The sequence below is a fragment of the Undibacterium sp. Ji22W genome, from assembly GCF_049340305.1.
Lineage (GTDB): Bacteria > Pseudomonadota > Gammaproteobacteria > Burkholderiales > Burkholderiaceae_D > Undibacterium.
On record NZ_JBMPOU010000002.1, the window covers coordinates 682,147 to 702,549 of the forward strand.

Genomic DNA, 20,403 nt, shown 5'->3' on the forward strand with positions numbered 1-20,403 from the left:
ATGCTAGAATTTTCAAGGTGTCGTGATGGTAATTCGAAGCAAGAAAAAATATTTGAACGACAAACCGTAAATCTTGTTTTGCGGCTTAGGTCACACCCGTCCATGGTTCGGCTACAATTATCACTTAATCACATAGCATTCGAAGATATTCCTCATGAAAATAACGACGCGATTAGCTCCTTTGTTTTTCGTATTCGCGATTCTGGTTTCTACGGAATCGAACGCGACCAATACCAAGCGTGACATTTTGGGAAAATGGAATTGTGGCCCTGCAATTATGAAAGGTCCACAAGCGACAGTCACTGCTAGTTGGAGTGTCAACTACCTACCTGATCACACATATATTGAACTGACAAGCACTAAAGTAGACCCAACTGATAGGCCTTCGTTTTCAACAATCTACCGCAGCGAAGGGCGCTGGGAGATTAAAGGCAAGGTGTTAGAAACTCAATCAACCAAAGAAGAGTTCATTAGCGCGACCGATCCATTCATTTCAAAAGCGATGGGACAGAAAGTTCTCGAAGAACAGGTTACGGCAAAACCGATCTCTCATTCACGCGTCTTAAAATTAAACGCAAAAGAACTTCACACCTTTCCGATCAACGCGAAATACAAAGAAGCCGAAGTCACTACGACTTGCATGCGTTAACGATTTTACTCGCTGATTCATTAATTTCTAATTTGCTTTTTGATAATTGGTTCTTCGCTGCGAGCAATCTCGTAGGATAGTTGCATTCAGCGCAGCCTAGATTTTCAAGTTGCCGTGATGGTAATTTAATGCGAAAAAAATGAACGATAAATCGTCGCGATTGTTTGACAGCACGGGTTGCACCCGCCCTACATATATTGGCTACCCACAACCATGCACGGAAAAACAATCGAAGGAATGACTCCCAAGAAAAAGGAAGCAATATCACCTTTCGCCCCCTTCTCCTTTCCTTTTAGTTGGATTCTCCAAAACGTTTGAGACATGCCTGCTAGCCCAAGAGAAACAATTATCATAGGGAGATAAAGAGTTCGGTGTATTGCTTCAAGACCTAAGGTCAAAAAAACCAACCAACTGAATAATGGGTGAACAATTCGAAGAAAACTTAGCAATTACAAATTCCTAGTTTGATTTGATGTGCACTATGCCTCAAATTGAAGAATGCTGTAAAGCACGTACGACCGAGCGAATCGTCAATATTGCGAGTGCCCACTAACGCAATGACATGCCAGAAAATTCAATTAGCGGGATACAGAGCTAGGCGCTTCCCTCAACAATACTGAAGTATTGCGAGGATCGCAGCTTCAGCACCTTACAACGCGCTGTGCCCGCCAATTGAATTTAACGGCGTGTCATTTACATGTTGCGACGATATTGCCCCCCAACTTCAAACAACGCAGTCGTAATCTGCCCAAGCGAACAAACCCGCGCCGCTTCCATCAATTTCGCAAACACGTTTTCATTATTAATCGCCGCTTGCTGCAATGCTGCCAGCGCTTGTGGTGCAACGTCTGCATGACGTGTATGGAAGTCTGCCAAGCGCGTTAATTGCGATTGCTTTTCTTCGTCCGTGGAACGTGCCAATTCTATCTTCTGTGGTGCTTCACCGCCCTTAGGATTACGGAAGGTGTTGACTCCGATGATAGGCAGCGTGCCGTCGTGTTTCAGGTGTTCGTAGTGCATGGATTCTTCTTGGATCTTGCCACGTTGGTAGCCAGTTTCCATCGCGCCCAATACACCGCCGCGTTCTGCGATGCGCTCGAATTCTTGCATTACCGCTTCTTCAACCAAGTCGGTGAGTTCTTCGATAATGAAGCTACCTTGGATAGGGTTTTCGTTTTTGGCTAAGCCCCATTCGCGGTTGATGATCAGTTGGATTGCCAAAGCACGACGTACAGACTCATCGGTCGGTGTAGTGATCGCTTCATCGTAGGCGTTGGTGTGCAAGCTATTGCAGTTGTCGTAGATCGCGATCAAAGCTTGCAAAGTTGTACGGATATCGTTGAAGTCGATTTCTTGTGCGTGCAAGCTGCGGCCTGAAGTTTGGATATGGTATTTCAACTTCTGACTACGATCGTTCGCACCGTATTTGTCGCGCATCGACACTGCCCAGATACGACGAGCAACGCGACCTAGGACTGTGTACTCTGGGTCCATGCCGTTACTGAAGAAGAAGGACAAATTCGCTGCGAAATCATCGATGTGCATACCGCGTGCGAGGTAGGCTTCAACAAAGGTGAAGCCATTCGACAAGGTAAATGCCAACTGAGAAATCGGGTTCGCACCTGCTTCGGCAATATGGTAACCAGAGATCGACACGGAGTAGAAATTACGAACTTGGTGATGCACGAAATACTCTTGAATATCGCCCATGACTTTGAGTGAAAACTCGGTCGAGAAGATACAAGTGTTTTGACCTTGGTCTTCTTTCAGAATATCGGCTTGTACCGTACCACGAACATTCATCAATACCCACGCACGGATTTTTGCGGCTTCATCTGCGGTTGGTTCGCGCTTGTTATCGGCACGGAATTTATCCATTTGCTGATCGATTGCGGTATTCATGAAGAAGGCCAAAATCGTTGGTGCTGGGCCGTTGATGGTCATGGAAACAGAGGTTGCTGGATCGCACAGATCGAAACCATCGTACAAAACTTTCATATCTTCCAGAGTCGCGACTGATACACCTGAGTTACCGATCTTACCGTAGATGTCTGGACGAATCGCTGGGTCTGCACCGTACAAAGTGACGGAGTCAAACGCCGTCGACAAACGCTTCGCATCCATACCTTGTGACACGAGTTTGAAACGACGGTTGGTACGGTATGGATCGCCTTCACCGGCAAACATACGCGTTGGATCTTCACCTTCACGTTTGAAGGCAAACACGCCTGCCGTAAATGGAAAAGAACCAGGCACGTTTTCTAACATCAACCAGCGCAAGATTTCGCCGTGATCTTCAAAGCGTGGCAAGGCGACTTTACGGATTTTTGTGCCAGACAAAGTGTTACTGATTAATTGCGTGCGGATTTCTTTGTCACGGATTTTGACGACGTATTCATCACCCGCATAGGCTTTCTGCATGTCTGGCCACATAGCGACCAACTTCTTGGATTCTGCATCGAGCTTGTTATCTCGTTCTGTAATTAAGTCGTCGAAGTCGGCTGTTTTACCAGCCACAGTCAGCATCTGCTTAGTCGCCTGCAATTGCTGACGTTCACGGGCGATGCCAACTTGTTTGTATGTATGTTTGTGGTAAGCACGTACGCTATCGGCGATTTCTGCCATGTAGCGACTGCGGGCTGGAGGCACGATGACGTTTTGTGCGCTAGATGTTTTACTGCTCACTGGCGCGAGTTTGCTTGGTTTCGCTTTGAGACCACGTGCGACTAACTCAGGCAAAATGCCTTGGTACAAAGCGGTAACGCCGTCATCATTAAAGCGCGACGCTTGTGTGCCATAGACTGGCATTTCATCCGGCTTCTTGGTCCACATTTCGCGGTTGCGTTGGTATTGTTTCGCGACATCGCGTTGCGCGTCTTGTGCGCCTTTGCGGTCGAACTTATTAATCGCAACAAAATCAGCGAAATCGAGCATGTCGATTTTTTCTAGTTGTGAAGCGGCACCAAATTCTGGCGTCATCACGTACATCGATAAATTCACGTGCGGCACAATCGCTGCATCGCCTTGGCCGATACCGGATGTTTCGACGATGACCAAATCAAAGCCTGCCACTTTGCAGGCAGCGATCGCATCAGGTAAGGCTTGAGAGATCTCTGAACCGGCTTCACGTGTCGCTAATGAACGCATGAAAACTTTGACTTTGCCCTTCCACGGGTTGATCGCATTCATACGAATACGGTCACCGAGCAAAGCACCGCCGGACTTACGGCGTGATGGGTCGATGGAGATCAAAGCGATATTTAGTTCATCATCTTGATCGAGACGAATACGTCGAATCAATTCATCAGTTAAGGAAGATTTACCGGCACCGCCAGTGCCTGTGATACCGAAGGCTGGAGTCTTGATCGCTTTCGCGGATTCGATAATGGTCGCGCGCAAAGCTGCGTCGACTTTATCGTTTTCTAAAGCGGTAATCAGTTGCGCGAGTGGACGATGTTTATCAGCGAGTTCGCCTTGTTGCAACACATCTAAGCTTGTTGGTGCGAATGGTGATAGATCGATATCACACGCCTTGATCATCGACAAAATCATACCCACCAAACCCATGCGCTGACCATCTTCTGGGCTGAAAATGCGTGTCACACCGTAGGCGTGCAAATCCGCGATTTCTTCTGGCACGATCACACCGCCACCGCCACCGAATACCTTGATATGCTCACCACCACGTTGCTTGAGCAAGTCGATCATGTATTTGAAATACTCGACGTGCCCACCTTGATAACTCGAAATCGCGATACCTTGCGCATCTTCTTGCAATGCTGCGGTGACGATTTCTTCTACCGAACGGTTGTGGCCCAAATGGATCACTTCAGCGCCATTTGCCATCAAGATGCGGCGCATGATATTGATCGAGGCGTCGTGGCCGTCGAACAAGGACGCTGCAGTCACAAAACGGACTTTGTTGGTAGGTTTGTATTCGGTGAGTTTTTCTGTGATAGACAGGTTAGTCATTTTCATTCCTTCGATGCTTGTGGCATGGTTTGGGTATTTTTTCGATTATATGACGTTTCGATTTACGTTTACGTTCACGTCACTTATTAATTGTGGTTTTGTGTTGGTTTTCACTCCCTTCTCCCGCAAGCAGGAGAAGGGTTGGGGAGTCAAAGCATGCTTTGACGGAAATTCAGATTCGGATACAGAAAATACAAGTCAGAACAAAACCACTTTTCTGCTTCGCTTCATTCGGTACTATTTCTGAGCTTCCCTCACCCTAGCCCTCTCCCGCTTGCGGGAGAGGGGACTGGAAAATCAAGCTGCTTGCTGCTTACTAGGCGCGTTCATCAAAGCCGCTTTTTCAACATGATAAGCCTGCATTGCCTTTTCCTTCACATGACCAAAGCCACGGATTTTTTCTGGCAAGCTAGCAATCGCGACGATTTGATCGATATTGTCAGTGTTGAGTTTAGTCAGCAACGACAATATCGTATCGCGATAATCTGTAATCAAGGCACGTTCTTTTTGACGCTCTTCTGTATAGCCAAACACGTCTAACTTCGTACCGCGTAGACCTTTGAGCTTTGCTAGCAATTTAAATGCTTGCCACATCCATGAACCATATTGCGCTTTGATCAAATGACCTTGACCGTCTTTTTTGGAAAACAAAGGTGGTGCCAAATTGAATTTGACTGAGAAATCACCTTCAAATTGTTGCTTCAATTTTTCAGTGAATTCACCATTGGTGTACAAACGTGCTACTTCGTATTCGTCTTTGTACGCCATCAATTTATAGGCGTACTTTGCTACTGCCGTTGCTAGCTTAGTCCCGCCGATTTTTTCTTCAGCTGCGCGCACTTTGCCAACAAGTTCTTCGTATTGTGCAGCGTAAGCGGCGTCTTGGTAATCAGTCAAAAAGGCGACGCGACGTTTGATGATGCTATCCAAACTTTGCGGCATTTGAATCACGACTGGTTGCGCTGGGATCGCAATTTTTTCTACGCGCGCTAAATCTACTGCAGCTCTACGTCCCCACAAGAAGGCTTTTTTATTGGCATCAATTGCTACGCCATTCAATTCAATTGCACGTAACAAAGCCGCTTCAGATAAAGGTATCGCGCCTTTTTGGAAGGCAAAACCTAGGATGAACAAATTGGTTGCAATGGAATCGCCCATCAAAGCGGTAGCAAGTTTCGTCGCGTTGACGAAATCCACATTGCCGCCAACTGAATCAGAGATCAACCGTTCAGTCGATTCTAGTGGGAATTGCCAATCAGGATTTTTCGCAAATGCGCCGGTCGGTTGTTCGTGGCTATTGATGACAGCACGCGTACGGCCTGCACGCATTTTGGAGATCGCATCATGTTGACCTGCGGTCAAAATGTCGCAACCCAAAATTAGATCCGCTTCGCCTGTTGGGATACGTTGCGCGCGTAGTTTGCTGACTTTTTCAACGATACGAATGTGTGAAGTCACAGAACCATTCTTCTGCGACATGCCTGTCATATCCAACACGGATGCAACTTTACCTTCGAGATGTGCTGCCATACCGAGCAAAGCACCCACGGTAATCACGCCTGTGCCGCCAATACCGTTCAACAAGATGTTGTAGGAAGTGTCGCAGCTAGGCAAAACTGGCAAAGGCAAATCGCCGAAGTCATCGGTCTGATTTTTCTGTGTGACACCCGTTTTCGACTTCACTAACTTACCGCCTTCGACCGTGGCGAAGCTTGGGCAGAAGCCCTTCACGCAGGAATAGTCTTTGTTGCAGGAAGACTGATCAATCGCACGCTTGCGACCCAATTCTGTTTCTAACGGCATGATGGAAGTACAGTTCGATTGCACACCGCAATCACCACAACCTTCGCATACCGCTTCGTTGATGAACATGCGTTGATTCGGGTCAGGGAATTGGCCTTTTTTGCGACGACGGCGTTTTTCTGCTGCGCAGGTTTGATCGTAGATCAAGACACTTGCACCTTCTATTTCACGCAACTCACGTTGTACCGCATCCATGTCTTTGCGGCCGTGCAAAGTGATGATGGCTGGTAAGCCGCTGCGATCTGTGTAACGTGTTAAATCTTCTGTCACCAAGGCGATGCGTTTCACACCTTCGGCTGCCATTTGCTGCGCCATCATTTGCACACTGATGGTGCCATCGACGGGCTGACCACCTGTCATCGCTACCGCATCGTTATACAAGATCTTGTAAGTAATATTGACCTTTGCCGCCACCGCAGCGCGGATCGCCAGATAACCGGAATGGAAGTAAGTACCATCACCCAGATTTTGGAACACATGAGGCAAAGTCGAGAATGCTGCCTGACCGATCCATGGTGCACCTTCGCCACCCATGTGCGTCGTTAACTTATTGAACTCAGGATAAATCGCTGTCGCCATCACATGGCAACCAATACCTGCTAAAGCCAAGCTACCTTCTGGTACTTTAGTTGAAGTATTGTGTGGGCAACCTGAGCAATAGTAAGCAGGACGGGCTGGCGTATTAACCTGTTTGTTTAATACTTCATCTTTGGCTTCGAGGAAAGCCAAACGTGCTTTGATCAAATCGCTGGTGTGGAAGCGGGCGATACGTGCGGAAATGACGCGTGCGATTTGCGACACGGAGAAATCGGCTTTTGATGTCAGCAACCATTCACCGCGTGGCGCAACCCACTCACCTTTTTCGTCGAATTTACCGATCACGCGTGGACGCACATCATCGCGCCAGTTGTAGAGTTGTTCTTTAAGTTGGTACTCGACCATTTGGCGCTTTTCTTCAACTACCAAAATCTCGTCCAAGCCTTGTGCAAATTCCCTTACGCCATCTGGCTCCAATGGCCAAGGCATAGACACCTTGTACAAGCGAATACCAATATCCGCCGCCATTTGTTCATCGATGCCGAGGTTTTCAAATGCTTCCAACACATCAAGGTAAGATTTACCTGAAGCGACGATACCGAGCTTGGCATGCGGGCTATCAATCGTGACATGATTGAGTTTATTCGCACGTGCATACGCCAACGCCGCATAGATTTTGTAATCTTGCATCAAGGCTTCTTGCTTACGCGCTTGGATGCCTAAAGTATCGAGCGACAGGCGGGTATTTAGGCCACCTTCTGGCATCACGAAATCTTCTGGAATTGTGATTTTCAAACGGAAAGGATCGGCATCAACGGATGACGTGGATTCGACGGTATCAGCCAAAGCTTTGAAGCCCACTGCACAACCAGAGAAGCGCGACATCGCCCATGCATGCAAACCCAAGTCTAAGTATTCCTGGACATTCGCTGGATACAGCATAGGAATCATGCAGGCAGAAAAAATGTGATCCGATTGATGCGGCAGCGTTGAAGAATAAGCGCCATGATCATCACCTGCCACCAAAATCACACCACCATGTTTCGAGGTACCTGCATGGTTCATGTGTTTGAAAACGTCGGCACTGCGATCAACGCCTGGGCCTTTGCCGTACCACAGGCCGAACACGCCATCGTATTTAGCTGGACCGATCAGATCAACAGTTTGCGTCCCCCATACCGCGGTGGCGGCGAGGTCTTCATTGACACCAGGTACGAACTTGACGTGATGTTGTTCTAAAAGCTTTTTGGTTTTCCACAAGGTTTCATCCAAACCTCCGAGCGGTGAGCCGCGATATCCTGATATGAAACCAGCTGTATTTAAGCCAGCAGCGAGATCACGCTGTCTTTGTATCATGGGCAAGCGCACTAATGCCTGAATGCCTGATAAGAAAATCGTGCCGGTGTTTGATGTGTATTTGTCGTCGAGCGTAACGGGAGCCAAAGCGGGTGCCAAATGCGGCGCGGAATTGGTGACGTCGGAGGATGTTGCTGAATTTGCTTCAGATGCTGTGGCGGACGAAAGCGAAGACGCTTCCACCAGACCAGCAGATTTCATTGCTGTGTCGGATGACATTGTAGAGCTCCAAAAAATTTGTGATTTTTGTGTGCAAAGAACTTGGGCTGCGTCCGGTAAGACACAAGTCTGTTCTGAGCTTATGGGAAGGTAATCGCCATAAGTTCAAGTTGCATCGGCTGAGATAGCAGCCATTTTAATTCAATTCAGGCCTGATTCCCAAGAAAAACCGCCGCAATTCCACTCGCTTTATAGCAAAACGCTGCGATGTCATCCCTGCGTAGGCAGGGATCCATTGGCGTTCTAGCCACACGCCACTGGGTTCCCGCCTTCGCTGGAACGACGCCTCAAACATTTGAGTTTCCTCAATGCGTTGCCTATACATTCGGCAATTTTCTTTAAAAGTTTCTTAAAACCTAATTGTCCGCACTGCGCTTGAGGCTTGTTTGAGAATCAGGTTTTAATACTTCTAGTTAGTTTCAACTTGGTATCAGGCAAATCTGAATCGGAGACATCAAAGAAAGCTTTCGAAATTCCGGGATGGAGTCCACACCCATTCGCTGCAGCGCTTTCTCGACTTCCTTTGAAATCTGCTGTGTTCACAGTGTAGTGAGAATGGAGTCGTTTGAAAAATACGGAATAAAAATAGGGGTATCGTAAAAAATGATAGCTATGTTTTTTTTCAGCCCGCGCATTTCATGACAAGTCTTTGATGGCCATCTCCACAGAAAATAGTAACAAAAAATATATCCTAAAAATTTTGTTGACTTTCCACGCAATAAAAACTACAGTTGTAGAACTACATAAGTAGTTGAAGCTAGCTCGCAACGTCAAACCAAACAAAGGCGAAGAAATTACGCGCAACCAAGCTTCATACAAAAATTTTTGTAGAGAGAATAATGATGGAAGACGACTTAAAAAATGTTTCACTCAGTGAGCCGCAACTGGCACTGATGCGTGTCCTCTGGAGCAAGCCAAACTCTACCGTGATCGAAGTAGTCGACGCGATGCGCCAAAGCCGCCCCCTAGCGCATACAACGATTGCGACGATGTTGATGCGTCTGGAAAAGCGCGGCTTAATAACCGCCACTAAAGAGGGGCGCCAATTAATTTATCGCGCCAATTTATCCGAATCGGAAGTCCAAAAATCTATGGTGGCTGAATTGCTGTCGTCAGTTTTCTTAGGCAATGCCAAAGCTTTGCTCAGTCATTTGCTAAAAGAAGATGAGATTAAAGCAGAAGATCTGGAGCAAATTCGTCAACGCTTGAATCAAAAAAACTAAAGTGGGTGTGAGCATGAATAGTATAGATAATGTTTTGGCAGTAATCGTCTATGGTCTGATCAGCTATTTTCTGCATAGCTCTGCATTGTTATGTGTAGCGACCGCGGCTCAACATCTTGGCATGCTAAAACCATTACGCTTGGCAGAAAGAGCATGGCGCTTTGCGCTATTTGGCGGTCTGTTGAGCAGCATACTAAGCAGCCTTTTGTGGATGAATTTTCAATCAGCACCACCAACCACCATCGCTGTAGAAACAATCTCACCCAAGGTTGCGCTTAGTGATGATTTCCCACAAAGTCAGGCGAATAGTGTGCTGCCGCCGTCCATCGCTACCCATAATTTATCAACGCCTTTTCAAGCGCAGTCTGCTGGAGGACAAATTTCTAGCGCGGCATCGACATCGACAGTTGTCACTGCCGCATGGGAAATTCCAGAAAACCTTAAACAACTGACTCGCGCACTTTTGATTGCCTGGCTGCTTTACATCGGTTTCATTCTTGCAAAGGCCACTATCTCGGTCAGATACCTGCACCGCCTAGCCGCCAGCCTGCCTTTAGTAGAGCGTGCCGATTTGCAAGCTCTATTGCAACGCTTAGCACCGCATGCAAAGATTTCGATTCGGATCTGCCACCATCGCACCTGGAGTAGCCCTTTCGTTTGCCCTGACGGAACGATTTGTATGCCTGCGTGGGCGCTTCAAGATGTCGATCCTGAGCAGACATATGCGATGCTGACACACGAAGTCCAACACGTCCTCAGGGCCGATGGGAAATGGCGGATCGCACAACAATTAATCACATCGATATTTTTCTTCCAGCCGCTGAATCGTTACGCCAACCAACAATTGCAGCTTTTAGCAGAAATCGACTGCGACCACAGCGCGATTCAGAGCTGCTCAGTCGAAAACTATTCCCGCAGCTTATTACGTTGTGCGGAAATGTACTACGCCAATACCCCCCCCGTTTTTGCCAGCTCCATGGCAACGCCTTCTTCACTACTACGTCGTATCAATCTTCTTTTTAATGAGGACGCTATGTACAATTTGATTTCAGAGAAACATATTAAGCAAGCAAACGCAGGAGCAATTGGCCTGGGCATATTCGCGGTGTTAAGTTTATCGGGAATCAGTTTTGCCATGCCTGCCATACACTTTGCTAGTGAGTCGATACCTGCCCTAGCGACCAACACCAACACCAACAATTCGCCGACCCTCGCGAAGACAACGTCAGTCGAGTTAGCAACACTGTCAGAACCAGCGCATGCCAACAATTTGTCGGTAACAATAGGTGGACCAGCCGATGCACCAAACGATAGACCAAACGATGCGGCCATCGACGTCCCAACTTACACGACGACCAGCAACATCGCTAACCCACCTAGCAAACTCGCCACACCCGCCGTTCAGGCCGAGAATAGTCTTTCCACCTCAAGCAAGCAAAGTGCGGTGTTCGAGCAAGCACAAGCGGCTTATCATAGTAAAAATTTCCCACTTGCCTTGCAATTATTTAGAGAATTGGCGAAAAGTGGTCACGCCGAAGCACAATTCGCGGCAGGTGAAATGTTATGGCTAGGTGAAGGTGAAAAAGTCAATCCGGAAGCGGCTATTACGCTATTGAGCCAAGCCGCTGGCCAGGGCCATATGAAAGCGCAGAAATACGTGGAACTGTTTGCGCAGCGAGCACAACATCAAACCGAGTTGAACTATCTTACGCAGAATTTCGATGGCGGCAAATTGAAGTGGACAGAGCAGACTTGCGAGCGTCCAACGCTATCCAGCACTCGACCTGCGACAAAAGAATACACCGGAATCATCGACAAATTGAATGCAAATCTAACGTGCTACAACAGCTATGTCGCCAACCTCAAACAAAGCTTAGCGAGTGAAAATTATCTGAGTGCTGACCTGCGCCGCTTAATGCGAGCTGACGAAATTGAACAATCTAAACAGCTGGTGCAAAACGTCTACTATGAAATGGGTGTACAAGCGATGCGCAATAGTGAACAAATGCTCGCGGAGTTCGACAATAAGAATCAACTCTGGCGAGCTGACATTAGTAATCAAGTCATGCGCAATGAAATCATAAAACGCGAAATGGAACAAGCGCATTTTGCAAGAATGCTACGGCCGCAAGTCGAAGTCGAGACGGGTATTCGCACCATCACTACATCCACGAATCCCAATGTCAGTCCAAACACAAAATAGAAGATCAAATATTGCTGGCTGAAGAAGCGTTGAAAGAACGAAAGTAACCAGCAGGCTACAAAAAAAGAATCTCCCCTTAATGAAGCATTGCAGAAATTCTATTCGACAACGCTTCATTTTTTTTGTGGGATGTGATTTTACTTAGAGAGATGTTTCTTCAAGAAAGCTTCTAAGCGCATATAGAAATCACGGCGATGTTCACTATCGTAAAAGCCATGGCCTTCGTTTTTAGCCAGCATCCATTCCGGTGTATTACCCGCTTTAATCAATGCGTCACGCATCTTTTCAGCTTGATCTAATTGCGTCGTTTCATCCTTTGTGCCATGTGCTAAAAATACCGGAATTTTTACTTTCTCAGCCTGGCTCGACGGTGATTGTTGCGCCAGTGATACCGGATCATTTCCCATCGATTCAACAACGAAATTTGTTGCTTGCTTATCGGAACTAATGTCTTCGCGTTTCAAACGACTTGACAGGTCATAACGCCCTGAGTAGCCCACTGCGCATTTGAACATGCCTGGCGCCTTGATTGGTGCCATCAAGGCTGCATAGCCACCGAAACTAATACCAAATACACATACCCGGTCTTTATCAATTTCTGGATGATTATTCGCCCACTTCACGCCATCAATCAAATCGTCCATCATTTTGCCGCCATATTCGCGATAGCCAGCACGACGGAATTTTGGACCCCGTCCGCCAGAACCACGGAAATTCACTTGCAATACGGCATAGCCACGACTTGCCAAAAACTGCGCCTCGTCATCGAAATACCACGTATCACTGACGCCAAATGGTCCGCCGTGAGGCAACAAGATCATCGGTAATTTTTTACCATCCGGATTATTCGGCATCGTCAAATAGCCAGCAATCTCCATTCCATCGTGCGCTTTGAATTTAATCGCACGACGTTCAGCCATTTGTTCTGCATTAATCCCCGGCATATTTGTCAACAACATATCCGCCTTGCCAGTTTTCCGGTCAAAGATAAAGTAAGAACCCGGATCTTTATCACTACTCACACTGAACAAAAGTTTTTGTCCGTCCAATGTGAAATTAATGAAGTGCACATAGGCATCGGGGAAAGAAGCACTCAAAGATTTGTGCAGCTGTGCGTCGGCTGAATTTTCATCCAGATAGCGCGCTTTTGGAACGCCAACACTCAAGGTATATGCAAACGGCGTCGACGGATGTGATGTGTATTCTATGGTGCCAACGTTAGACAATTTGTCTTGCATAATGATACTACGCTGCCCAGTTTTGACATCTTCACGCAGCAAACCATACGGACCGTCGTCTTGACTAAAATGCGCATAAAAAGCACTATCATCAGCGGTAAAGTCGAAAGGCTGCAAATGCAAATCCAAGGATGCTTTGTCAATACTATTCCACGCACCACTAGCGTCGTCTTTGCGTAATACGATCGTATCATTTGTCTCACTAGAACCAATCGCAAAACGTGGTTTACCATCGGATTGATGCACGAAGCTCAGACGACGCAAGGGAATATCTGCCAACAATTTTCGGAAGACGCTATAGGTATTGATTTCATATAATTGGGTTCGATTGACTCGCCATTCATTTGAGGTCAGTTGTATCGTACCGTCCATTGATGCTGGAATATGGCTGATGATTCCATAACCCAAATCGTCGTGATAACGCGATGCACGTTTTGATTGAGTTGAACCGTTGTACCCGTACAGATATTCAATTTCGCTACCGTCCATATTTGCGGCAACAACTTCGCCGGTCGCTTCTGGTCTCTCGCGATAGCCAACTTCAATTCCTTTTTGAATCACCAATCGATCATTCTTGATCCAACCAAAATCAATCGGAACTTCATACCCAGGCAGCACGAAAGTGTTCACAATTTTCAGGTCGGGTAGCGCGTAAATCGTCATCGTGGGGACGATACGGTCGCGGCGTTGGATTCGCACATTGACGGCTAAGTGTTTGCCATCGGGGGACAACCTCGGATTACTATATTTTTGCTCTTCAACGAAAGCATCAATTGGCACCACTTGATCGGATTTTTGCGCATTCGCGGCAGCGCTCACCGCCAATAACAAAAAAGGAATTAGACGCTTCATCATCAGTCTCTGTAATTAAAAGCAATTATGATAACGCCAATATGAAGAGAGATATAGCATTTTTATGCGTCGCGTCTTTTCTGCGTGCTTGCCACACAAACTAGCTTGCAAACTTACGCTAAAAACTCACGACGATCTAACTAGGTTGTTGCAGGCTTACGAGAATTTCTTCGCGATATTGGCGGCTACAGGGCACCACCGCACCGCTCCGCAAATGAAACTCCCCATCCCCTTTTCCATTCGCATCAAAGCGCATAATTTGATCGCGTCTGACCAAATAACTTCGATGACAACGGGAGAATGCGCCACCTAATCTTTGCGCGCAGACCGACAAGGTTTGGCGCAGCATGTGGTTAGCCTGTGCAGTGTGTAGCAAGACATAATTATCAGCAGCTTCGACCCAGTGGATTTCTTCCACTGGCACGATATACATACTGCCGCGCTCCTGAATGATCAAAGGCGCAGCTTTAAAGGACGCACGCGTGCTTACTTGCTGCGCTGCATAAGTCGTCGCAGCCACTACGGCATTATTGGCTTTGTTGAAAGCACGTAAAAACCGCTCTTCGTCAAATGGCTTGAGCAAATAATCAACCGCATTGGCATCAAATGCCTGCAAGGCAAATTGATCGTATGCTGTTACGAAGATAAGTTGTGGTGCTGGTTCGGGGATTTGTTGTGCGACGCTCAAACCATCGAGCTCTGGCATCTGAATATCTAAGAAGACTATATCAAAAGTACTTTGCGCCAAGGCTTGCAATGCCGCGACACCATCGCGTGCTTCAGCGATAAAACTGACCAATGAATGCGCGCTAAGCAAACGACGCAGTTTATCGCGTGCTGGCCGTTCGTCGTCGACAATTAAAACGCGCAGTTGTTCAGCCATGATTATCCTTCATTCTGCAAAGGCAAAATAATCTCACTGCGAACTCCAGCTGGAAGCCTTGCTTCAATCTGGATGCGCCCTCGTTCCCCATACATCACAGCCAAACGCTGGCGCAAATTATGTACGCCTATGCCAGGCGGATTGCTGCTTGGGCCAGTAACTAAGTGCCCAACATCATCCTCCACAATCAATTGCAATTGATCTGCCAACAGATTTGCCTGTACGCTAATCTGCGTCAAGCCCGAACGTTTTTCAACAGTGTGCTTAAAGGTATTTTCCAATAACACTTGCAAACACATGGTAGGTACTTTACAGCGCAAGGTTTGGGGGTCGATTTGCCAGCTTATACTCACCCGTTCGCCAAATCGTATCAGCATCAAATCCGCATAGGCATGCAAGAGTTCAAGTTCGCGCTCCAAACTGGTTTCGGTTTCCTCACCTAAATCCAACGTATGGCGTAATAAAGCGGCGAGGCGACTGAGTGCTCTATCTGCCGCGTCGACGTCGGTATACATGAGCGAGGAAATCGCATTTAAGGCATTGAATAGAAAGTGTGGTTGTATTTGCTGACTTAATCTTTGTATATGTGCGACCTGTAATAATTTGGTCGCACGCTCAGCGTTATTTTTCTCTTCTAACAAAAACACATAGGATTGCACGCCGAAAATGACCACGTAAAATAGGCCAAGAAAGATCGATAATTTAATCGATTCATACACAAAAACTTCTAGCCACGGATCGTGTTTATATGTGAGGCCACATAGGGCATATACGCCATGACGGAGCGAAAAAGTCAGTACAATAAAACCGATGCAGACCAGCGGCAAATAAGCGATCTGGCGCAAGAACCAGCGCCGCGGCGTTTGCAGTAGCTGCCTGTCGGTCAAGACCGGTAACTGCAGATAAAACAGAAAACTGCCCACCAGCGCCGAAGAGCTTTCCCAAAATATAGGTTCCCACAAATTCTGACCACCGTCGCGCCAGTAATCCTGTATTGCAACCGCCACCATCAATGCCCAGAACAAAATCGCACCGCCTATCATGCTGAGACGACCGATACGTTGTTGTGTCAGGCTGGGCATCAGATCAAACTCTTTGCACCCAGCCATTTGCCACTCTGGCATAAGTCACGGCTGACATCGAGTACCAATTTTTCCACCGCTTGCGCAGCATTGGTGAGCGGGATATTTTTAGAGGAGCACAAAGTCACGGTGCGTGATAGCGCGGCATCACTGATCACACTTGCTCGCATATCACCGCGTTCAATTTCGGCCAACAACGGCGATACAGGCAAAATAGTCGCTCCCATATCGGCCAAAATCGCGGACTTCAAAATCGCAATTGACGTAATGTCGATGACGTTCGCAATTTGTTTGCCCTGTTCGCGCACGACTTGTTCTATGCGTGGCCTTACACCGTGCTGAATGCTCGGCAGTATCAACGGTGCTTGCAGGACCTTATCGAGTGTGATGGATTTACGCTTGCACGCATATTGAGAATCAGTGCGTGTGATGTACATCATCTGTTCTTCGACCAAAGCTTTGGTATTGAATTTTCCAAGCTGACCGTCGTCAAAAAGTACTGCCAGATTCAAACGACCAGAGGCTAGCTGTTCAGTCAAATTACCAGTCAATTCTTCAGTCAATTGAAAAACGATATCTGGGAATGCTGCACGTACCGCAGTCAACAGCGGAAACGCCAAAGCGCCCGAAGCACTTTGAGGAATGCCAAGTGCCACCGTGCCACTTGGTTTATCGGTCGTTTGATTCACTGCAGACTTAGCATCGGCGACCTGTTTCAAAATCGCTAAAGCGTGTTCGTAAAAAATTTTTCCAGCATCAGTCGCCTGCATACCTTGCGCAGAACGATGCAAAAGACTGGCGCCCAATTCTTCTTCGAGTTGTTGAATCTGCTGCGTCAAAGCAGGCTGGACGATATGCAAGACTCGCGCTGCACGCGATAAGGAACCGTGATCAACAATAGCAACAAAATAGCGTAGTTGACGTAGTTCCATGCGTGGGAAAAGTGGGAGAAGAAATCAATAAAAAGAGCGCAAAACTAACGATTTGTAAAACCGCTAAGTCAAAACAATGAGTGTCCGAATTAATTAGAAAAATTCGACGCTGTCATGCGATTGTTCGATATGCAAATCACCAGCTTTGACCAAGTCTTCATAGTGACAAACACGGTTACGCCCATTACTCTTAGCGAAGTACAAGGCTTGATCTGCACGACCAATAATGCCGACCGCAGGCTCGAACGGATCGATATGTGCAAACCCAATACTGATTGTCACCGTGCCGACTTGTGGGAAAGGATAACGTGCGACATTTTCGCGGAAACGCTCGAAAATCATCTTTGCATCATCTTTGCCGGTCGAGCGCAATAAGATCACAAATTCTTCCCCACCAAAGCGGAATAATTTATCACTAGGCCGAAATGAAGTACGCATGAGATTTGCGACCAGGATCAACACTTCATCTCCGTACAAATGTCCGAACGTATCATTGACACGCTTGAAGTGATCGATGTCTAGTACCGCCAACCAATGTTGTTTCTCTTTGTCGTTATGACGGCGCTCCACATCGGGTTGGTCAATTTCCTCGGATAGTTGTTTTTGCACGCTGGTACGCAAGATTTTTGAAAAGTTATCATCAAAAGTTTTGCGATTCAATAATCCGGTCAAGGAGTCGCGCTCACTATAATCGAGCAAATTCTGGAAATTACGGTAGACAACCAGAATACCGCTCATCACTTCTTTCGTATTCTCGGAATACACAGCAGGATTGTGAATTTCCAGACAAACATTGACCTTTTCATTCATCCAGATTGGTAACCAGATGGTGCGATTTCCTTGCTCGTCGAGCTGTTCGATAACACTCTCTTGTTGCCCTAGACCCTTGAACAGCGAGGGGAAATGCTCGATCGGCAGTTCCGGCACCAGATGTACCAAGTGCTCTTCGTTGACCGCGACTTTTCCATGATCCACAGTAATCTGCGCTTTAACCAACACCTTATCGCCAACATGCAAAATGTCTAAGACGCGTGCGCGCGCCGCATGCGTGAGTTCACTGAGCGCAGATATCACAGAGATATTGAGAAGATCATGGTCACGATGACCCGTAATCTCCATCAAATGTTTAATGATTGATTCCATAAATACGATCTAAGGAACGAGGTCCAAGAAAAAACAACAAGAAAAACTGCAAAAAAGTGAATCGCCTCAAGCACAAGATCCAACACGAGCACTGCCATCAATATCTATGTCATTTACTGCGCACGACTGTTTTCCGCCATAGCTAGCCGCAAGTCAACTGCAGGAATCGGGCAAAGAGCTTAGTAAAACGTCGACTATACCAGTATTTTGTTTATTTTCTAACCATTTTGAACTTGGTTTTGTTCATCTTAACTTTATATGACAATTGATAGCAAGGCTTTCAGATTGCCTATGAGAATTATCAAACTACTGTTGTTTCGTAGTCCTTTAACGAAACAACAATAATCGCCAAGTAGAGCGAACAAGCCGTCACTGTGATATCAGAAAAGCTACTCAACATCTTGAAACCGCAACAGATACCCTATCAAGGACAAACTCTTAATGCTTCGCGCAGGTAGATCGCATTTTTACAGCAACTATTTTTCTTATCCAAAGCGCGCTTACCCCTGCTCTTGAGGTATCCTAGCGGCTTCCAATTTTCCCTCTAAGAACTCCCCCAAAATGGCAAATTACGTCTATACCATGAACCGGGTCGGCAAGATCGTCCCACCTAAACGTCAAATTTTAAAAGATATTTCCCTTTCTTTTTTCCCGGGTGCCAAAATCGGCGTCTTGGGTTTGAATGGCTCGGGTAAATCATCTCTATTGAAAATCATGGCAGGTATCGATAAAGATATTCAGGGCGAAGCGGTACCCATGCCGAATCTGAATATCGGCTATCTACCGCAAGAACCACAACTCGATCCAGAACAAACCGTACGTGAAGCCGTTGAAGGTGCGCTTGGCGAAGTATTTGAAGCAAAAGCCAAACTAGAATTAGTGTATGCCGCTTATGCGGAAGAAGACGCCGATTTCGATGCGCTGGCGAATGAACAGGCTCGCTTAGAAGCGATTATCTCTACCTCAGCCGGGGACAATGTTGAACTGCAATTAGAAATGGCTGCGGATGCTTTGCGCTTGCCACCTTGGGATGCCAAAATTGCGGTCTTGTCGGGTGGTGAAAAACGCCGTGTCGCTTTGTGCCGTTTGTTGTTATCTAAGCCTGACATGTTGTTGCTTGATGAACCGACCAACCATCTGGATGCAGAATCAGTCGATTGGCTGGAGCAATTCTTATTACGTTTCCCTGGCACCGTCGTCGCGATTACGCATGATCGCTATTTCTTGGACAATGCCGCTGAATGGATTTTGGAGTTGGATCGCGGTGCAGGTATTCCTTGGAAAGGCAATTACTCATCCTGGTTAGATCAAAAGCAAGCACGCTTGAAACAAGAAGAAGCGACTGAATCGGCACGTCAACGCGCCTTGCAAAAAGAATTGGAATGGTCACGCCAGAATCCAAAAGCACGTCAGGCGAAGAGTAAAGCACGTCTAGCACGCTTCAATGAAATGAGTGAACATGAATACCAAAAACGTAATGAAACACAGGAGATCTTTATTCCTGTAGCAGAGCGTTTAGGTAATGAAGTGATCGAATTCAAAAACGTCAGTAAATCTTTTAGTGATCGCCTCTTGATCGACAATCTAAGCTTTAAGATTCCACCTGGCGCAATCGTCGGTATCATCGGCCCGAACGGCGCCGGTAAATCCACTTTGTTCAAAATGATCAAAGGAATTGAACAACCAGATAGCGGTGAAGTTGTGCTCGGTCAGACTGCAAAAATCTCACTGGTCGATCAATCACGCGAAGATTTGGGTAATACCAAAACCGTGTTTGAAGATGTCGCGAATGGTGCAGACATTTTGACGGTCGGACGTTTCGAGATGCCTTCCCGTGCTTACCTCGGACGCTTTAACTTCAAAGGTGGCGATCAGCAAAAAATCGTCGGCAATTTGTCTGGCGGTGAACGTGGTCGTTTGCATCTGGCAAAAACCTTGCTACAAGGCGGCAATGTCTTATTACTCGATGAGCCATCGAATGATCTAGACGTAGAAACTTTACGCGCTTTAGAAGATGCTTTATTGGAATTCGCTGGTAGCGTAATGGTGATCTCACATGATCGTTGGTTCTTAGATCGTATTGCGACACACATCCTTGCGTTTGAAGGCGATTCACAAGTAAGCTTCTTCGATGGCAACTATCAGGAATATGAAGCCGACAAGAAAAAACGTTTAGGTGAAGAGGGTGCAAAACCTAAGCGTATTCGTTACAAACCATTGACGGTATAAGTTGAGTACAAAGCGGTTGACGGCATCGTCAATCGCTTTCCACACTGTCATGAATCAAGTCAAAAATCCTTCGTTTATTTTG

At 46.8% G+C, this 20,403-nt stretch carries 11 protein-coding genes; 4 read left to right on the forward strand and 7 right to left on the reverse strand.

The window, feature by feature from the left end:
• Nucleotides 1-154 precede the first annotated feature (154 nt).
• Entirely contained in the window at nucleotides 155-649 is a 495-nt protein-coding gene (locus ACO0KW_RS09820) for a hypothetical protein (RefSeq protein ID WP_423052896.1), read from the forward strand.
• A 693-nt stretch (nucleotides 650-1,342) separates the two neighbouring features.
• Here ACO0KW_RS09820 and icmF read toward each other — a convergent pair.
• Nucleotides 1,343-4,621, reverse strand: a complete 3,279-nt coding sequence (gene icmF / locus ACO0KW_RS09825) for a fused isobutyryl-CoA mutase/GTPase IcmF (protein ID WP_423052897.1) — start codon at nucleotides 4,619-4,621, stop codon at nucleotides 1,343-1,345.
• 297 nt (nucleotides 4,622-4,918) lie between these two features.
• Complete coding sequence (locus ACO0KW_RS09830; RefSeq protein WP_423052898.1) at nucleotides 4,919-8,536, reverse strand: indolepyruvate ferredoxin oxidoreductase family protein; 3,618 nt, start codon at nucleotides 8,534-8,536, stop codon at nucleotides 4,919-4,921.
• Between the two features lie 839 nt (nucleotides 8,537-9,375).
• Between ACO0KW_RS09830 and ACO0KW_RS09835 the strand changes: the two genes are divergently transcribed.
• Nucleotides 9,376-9,759 carry a BlaI/MecI/CopY family transcriptional regulator gene (locus tag ACO0KW_RS09835; protein WP_423052899.1) on the forward strand — a complete coding sequence of 128 codons (384 nt, stop codon included), beginning with the start codon at nucleotides 9,376-9,378 and terminating at the stop codon, nucleotides 9,757-9,759.
• A 13-nt stretch (nucleotides 9,760-9,772) separates the two neighbouring features.
• On the forward strand, nucleotides 9,773-11,962 hold the full coding sequence (locus ACO0KW_RS09840; RefSeq protein WP_423052900.1) for a M56 family metallopeptidase: 2,190 nt from the start codon (nucleotides 9,773-9,775) through the stop codon (nucleotides 11,960-11,962).
• A gap of 137 nt (nucleotides 11,963-12,099) precedes the next feature.
• Here ACO0KW_RS09840 and ACO0KW_RS09845 read toward each other — a convergent pair whose 3' ends face one another.
• From ACO0KW_RS09845 to ACO0KW_RS09865, 5 genes are all read right to left on the reverse strand, one after another.
• Complete coding sequence (locus tag ACO0KW_RS09845; protein ID WP_423052901.1) at nucleotides 12,100-14,055, reverse strand: alpha/beta hydrolase family protein; 1,956 nt, start codon at nucleotides 14,053-14,055, stop codon at nucleotides 12,100-12,102.
• 133 nt (nucleotides 14,056-14,188) lie between these two features.
• A complete protein-coding gene (locus ACO0KW_RS09850; RefSeq protein WP_423052902.1) occupies nucleotides 14,189-14,935 on the reverse strand; it encodes a LytR/AlgR family response regulator transcription factor in 747 nt (248 codons plus the stop codon).
• Between the two features lie 2 nt (nucleotides 14,936-14,937).
• The gene (locus ACO0KW_RS09855; protein ID WP_423052903.1) at nucleotides 14,938-16,044 is read right to left on the reverse strand and encodes a sensor histidine kinase; all 1,107 of its coding nucleotides are present in this window, start codon (nucleotides 16,042-16,044) and stop codon (nucleotides 14,938-14,940) included.
• Nucleotides 16,017-16,949 carry a LysR substrate-binding domain-containing protein gene (locus ACO0KW_RS09860; RefSeq protein WP_423052904.1) on the reverse strand — a complete coding sequence of 311 codons (933 nt, stop codon included), beginning with the start codon at nucleotides 16,947-16,949 and terminating at the stop codon, nucleotides 16,017-16,019. Before ACO0KW_RS09860 ends, ACO0KW_RS09855 begins: the two co-directional genes overlap by 28 nt.
• A gap of 93 nt (nucleotides 16,950-17,042) precedes the next feature.
• The gene (locus ACO0KW_RS09865) at nucleotides 17,043-18,092 is read right to left on the reverse strand and encodes a GGDEF domain-containing protein (RefSeq protein ID WP_423052905.1); all 1,050 of its coding nucleotides are present in this window, start codon (nucleotides 18,090-18,092) and stop codon (nucleotides 17,043-17,045) included.
• 561 nt (nucleotides 18,093-18,653) lie between these two features.
• Between ACO0KW_RS09865 and ettA the strand changes: the two genes are divergently transcribed.
• Nucleotides 18,654-20,321 (forward strand): energy-dependent translational throttle protein EttA, encoded by a 1,668-nt coding sequence (gene ettA / locus ACO0KW_RS09870; RefSeq protein ID WP_423052906.1) that lies wholly within the window; start codon nucleotides 18,654-18,656, stop codon nucleotides 20,319-20,321.
• Nucleotides 20,322-20,403: the final 82 nt, after the last annotated feature.

Coding starts and splice junctions, on each gene's coding strand:
- ACO0KW_RS09865 (WP_423052905.1), bottom strand. CDS start 18,092: ATGGAATCAATCATTAAACATTTGATGGAGATTACGGGTCATCGTGAC.
- ACO0KW_RS09835 (WP_423052899.1), top strand. CDS start 9,376: ATGATGGAAGACGACTTAAAAAATGTTTCACTCAGTGAGCCGCAACTG.
- ACO0KW_RS09855 (WP_423052903.1), bottom strand. CDS start 16,044: ATGGCTGGGTGCAAAGAGTTTGATCTGATGCCCAGCCTGACACAACAA.
- icmF (WP_423052897.1), bottom strand. CDS start 4,621: ATGACTAACCTGTCTATCACAGAAAAACTCACCGAATACAAACCTACC.
- ACO0KW_RS09845 (WP_423052901.1), bottom strand. CDS start 14,055: ATGATGAAGCGTCTAATTCCTTTTTTGTTATTGGCGGTGAGCGCTGCC.
- ACO0KW_RS09850 (WP_423052902.1), bottom strand. CDS start 14,935: ATGGCTGAACAACTGCGCGTTTTAATTGTCGACGACGAACGGCCAGCA.
- ACO0KW_RS09860 (WP_423052904.1), bottom strand. CDS start 16,949: ATGGAACTACGTCAACTACGCTATTTTGTTGCTATTGTTGATCACGGT.
- ACO0KW_RS09830 (WP_423052898.1), bottom strand. CDS start 8,536: ATGTCATCCGACACAGCAATGAAATCTGCTGGTCTGGTGGAAGCGTCT.
- ACO0KW_RS09840 (WP_423052900.1), top strand. CDS start 9,773: ATGAATAGTATAGATAATGTTTTGGCAGTAATCGTCTATGGTCTGATC.
- ettA (WP_423052906.1), top strand. CDS start 18,654: ATGGCAAATTACGTCTATACCATGAACCGGGTCGGCAAGATCGTCCCA.
- ACO0KW_RS09820 (WP_423052896.1), top strand. CDS start 155: ATGAAAATAACGACGCGATTAGCTCCTTTGTTTTTCGTATTCGCGATT.